This is a genomic window from Roseovarius sp. ZX-A-9, assembly GCF_028369135.1.
GTDB lineage: Bacteria > Pseudomonadota > Alphaproteobacteria > Rhodobacterales > Rhodobacteraceae > Roseovarius.
Genome location: NZ_JAPWHW010000060.1, coordinates 1 through 2736 on the forward strand (window position 1 = coordinate 1; position 2736 = coordinate 2736).

Genomic DNA, 2736 nt, shown 5'->3' on the forward strand with positions numbered 1-2736 from the left:
GGGAGTGTCATGAACTCTGTGTATCTGGTCCGGCCCATGCGGGTTTCAGATACGGTCACGCATTGAAGCGTTCATCGAACATGATAGCGAATTGATTGCGGGCGGCAAACCATTCTCGGACATTTCTGCCGTCCTTTTCAAAATTGCGGATGGCTAAGTATATCAGCTTTGTGGCTTCATCGTCCGTCGGGAACGAGCCCCGTGTCTTGATGGACTTACGGATGACGCGGTTCAGGCTTTCGATGGCGTTCGTGGTGTAGATGATCTTTCGGATTGCGGGATCAAAGGCGAAGAATGGGATCACCTCTTGCCAAGCTCGACGCCAGGCCGGGGCGATGGACGCATATTTCCCTGCCCATTTTTGCTCAAACGCATCGAGTTGTGCAGCGGCCTGATCGGCGGTTGCGGCCCCGTAAATCGCGCGCAGATCGACTGCGACGGCCTTGCGGTCTTTCCAGGCGCAGAAGTTCAGGGAATGACGCACCAGATGCACGATGCAGGTCTGGACAGCGGCTTCCGGGAAGGCTGCTGTGATGGCCTCGGGAAAGCCTTTGAGCCCGTCCACGACGGCGATCAGGACGTCCTGGAGGCCCCGGTTCTTCAGTTCGTTCATCACCGACAACCAGAATTTGACACCTTCGTTATCAGCGATCCACAACCCCAAAACCTCTCGCAGGCCGTCCCTGTTGACGCCGAGGGCCACATAGACGGCCTTGTTCTTGACCATGCGGCTGTCAGCATCGCGGATCTTGACCCTGAGCGCGTCAAAAATGACGATGGGATACATCCGGTCTAGCGCGCGAGACTGCCATTCGCGTACCTCGTCCAGCACTGCGTCAGTGACGCGACTGATCAGGTCCGGTGACACCTGAAGACCGTAGACGTCCTCGAGATGGGCGCGGATGTCGCGCACCGTCAGACCGGCGGCGTAGAGGCCGATGATCTTGTCATCCATGCCGTCAATCCGAGTCTGGCCCTTCTTCACCAACTCCGGCTCAAAACTGCCGTCTCTGTCGCGTGGCACCGAAATCGGCACCTCGCCGTCCTGGCCCTTCAGGCGCTTGCTGGTAGTGCCATTGCGTCGGTTCGGTTGGTTCGGTGGGGCGTCTTTGCCGTCCTCATAACCCAGATGCGCGGTCAACTCGGCCCCAAGCATCCGCTCCATCAGCCTGATCTTGAGCTCTTTCATCAGCCCGGCATCGCCAAGCAGATCTTCAGGCCGCTCGCAGCCCTTCAGCAGTTCGTCCAGTAATTCCTTGGAAATTGTCATCGTCCTTGCTCCTCTTAGGAAGCATGGACCAAAGCGCAGTTACACAGATGGGGTGGTTGCCGTCCTCCCTCAACGGCATCGCAATGTGCCAAAGTGGTGGTGTTTCATCCACAGAGCAAAAGGACGACAACCATGGAGCAAGATACAATGATTGGGGTGGACCTGGCAAAGAGCGTTTTTCAGCTTCACGGCGCCTCAATGGTGGGGCATGTGAAATTCAGAAAGAAGCTTTCTCGCCAGCAGTTTCGCAAGTTTATGACAGATCATCCACCGGCGTCAGTCGTGATGGAAGCTTGCGGCAGTGCCCATTACTGGGCACGGGAACTGACGCATCTTGGCCATGAGGTGAAGCTGATCGCCCCGCAATATGTCCGGCCCTTCGTGAAACGGCAAAAGAATGACGTGGCCGATGCCGAAGCGATCGTGATCGCGGCGCAACGTCCCGAAATGCGCTTTGTCGAGCCAAAATGTGAGGGCCAGCAGGCCCGCGCCGTGCTGTTCCGTGCTCGCGAGCGCCTTGTCCACCAACGCACTGAACTCGCAAATGCGCTGCGCGCGGTTCTTTACGAATTCGGCAACATCGTCCCACAGGGGATCAGGCATCTGAAGCGCATCGATGGGATGCTTGAGGAGCCGAACAGCGGTTTGCCTATTCTGGTGCGCGAAGAATGCCGGGACCTGATGGCGCAGATTGCCGAAAAGACGGCACGGATTGAGGCAAAGACCAAGAAGGTGAAGGAATTAGCTAAGCAGACCGACATGGCGCGTCGATTACAGACGATGCCCGGTGTCGGCCCCATGACCGCGCTTGCCATCGAGGCCTTTGCTCCGGACATGACCAGCTTTCGGCGCGGACGCGACTTTAGCGCTTGGCTGGGGCTGGTGCCGCGCCAGCATTCCTCGGGTGGCAAGGAGCGGTTGGGACGCGTCTCAAAGGCCGGTCAGACCGACATTCGGCAACTGCTGATCATTGGCGCAATGTCTCGGCTGAATTGGATGGGGCGCAGGTCGATCCCGGAAGGCTCATGGCTCGCCGAAATGCTGTCAAGAAAGCCGCGAATGTTGGTCGCGATCGCATTGGCCAATAAGATGGCTCGCGCCGTATGGGCGATGCTGACGAAAAACCAAGATTATCGAGATCCGATCTATGCGAAAGCCGATGTAGCGTGAAGCTTCTGCTGCATCGGAAACGCGGAGATCGGTAAGTGGGGGTGTGAAAAGTCGATGACCTGAATGGGCAAAATGATCGAATAGATCTGGATTGGGAAAACCAGGCGATCTTCCGGAGCAAGAATAGCTCGGTACACAGATATGGACCCAATCCGCGGATCACCATCCCGGCCAGCGGCTTCTGAAACGCCGCACTCAAAGGCCTGACAGAAGAACGCGCTCGATCACATGTTCAAAGAGTCAGAAGCTTCTTGCATCAAGGACGGCAACCACAGAAGAAGATCGGACACTCTCTG

At 57.2% G+C, this 2736-nt stretch carries 2 protein-coding genes; one reads left to right on the plus strand and one right to left on the minus strand.

Annotation, left to right across the window (positions count from 1 at the left end; genetic code table 11):
• Positions 1 to 55: 55 nt before the first annotated feature.
• Positions 56 to 1270 carry an IS256 family transposase gene (locus O3306_RS22385; protein ID WP_272011635.1) on the minus strand — a complete coding sequence of 405 codons (1215 nt, stop codon included), beginning with the start codon at positions 1268 to 1270 and terminating at the stop codon, positions 56 to 58.
• Positions 1271 to 1402: 132 nt separating this feature from the next.
• Between O3306_RS22385 and O3306_RS22390 the strand changes: the two genes are divergently transcribed.
• Positions 1403 to 2440, plus strand: coding sequence for an IS110 family transposase (locus O3306_RS22390; protein WP_272011637.1), 1038 nt, complete (start codon positions 1403 to 1405; stop codon positions 2438 to 2440).
• Positions 2441 to 2736 lie beyond the last annotated feature (296 nt).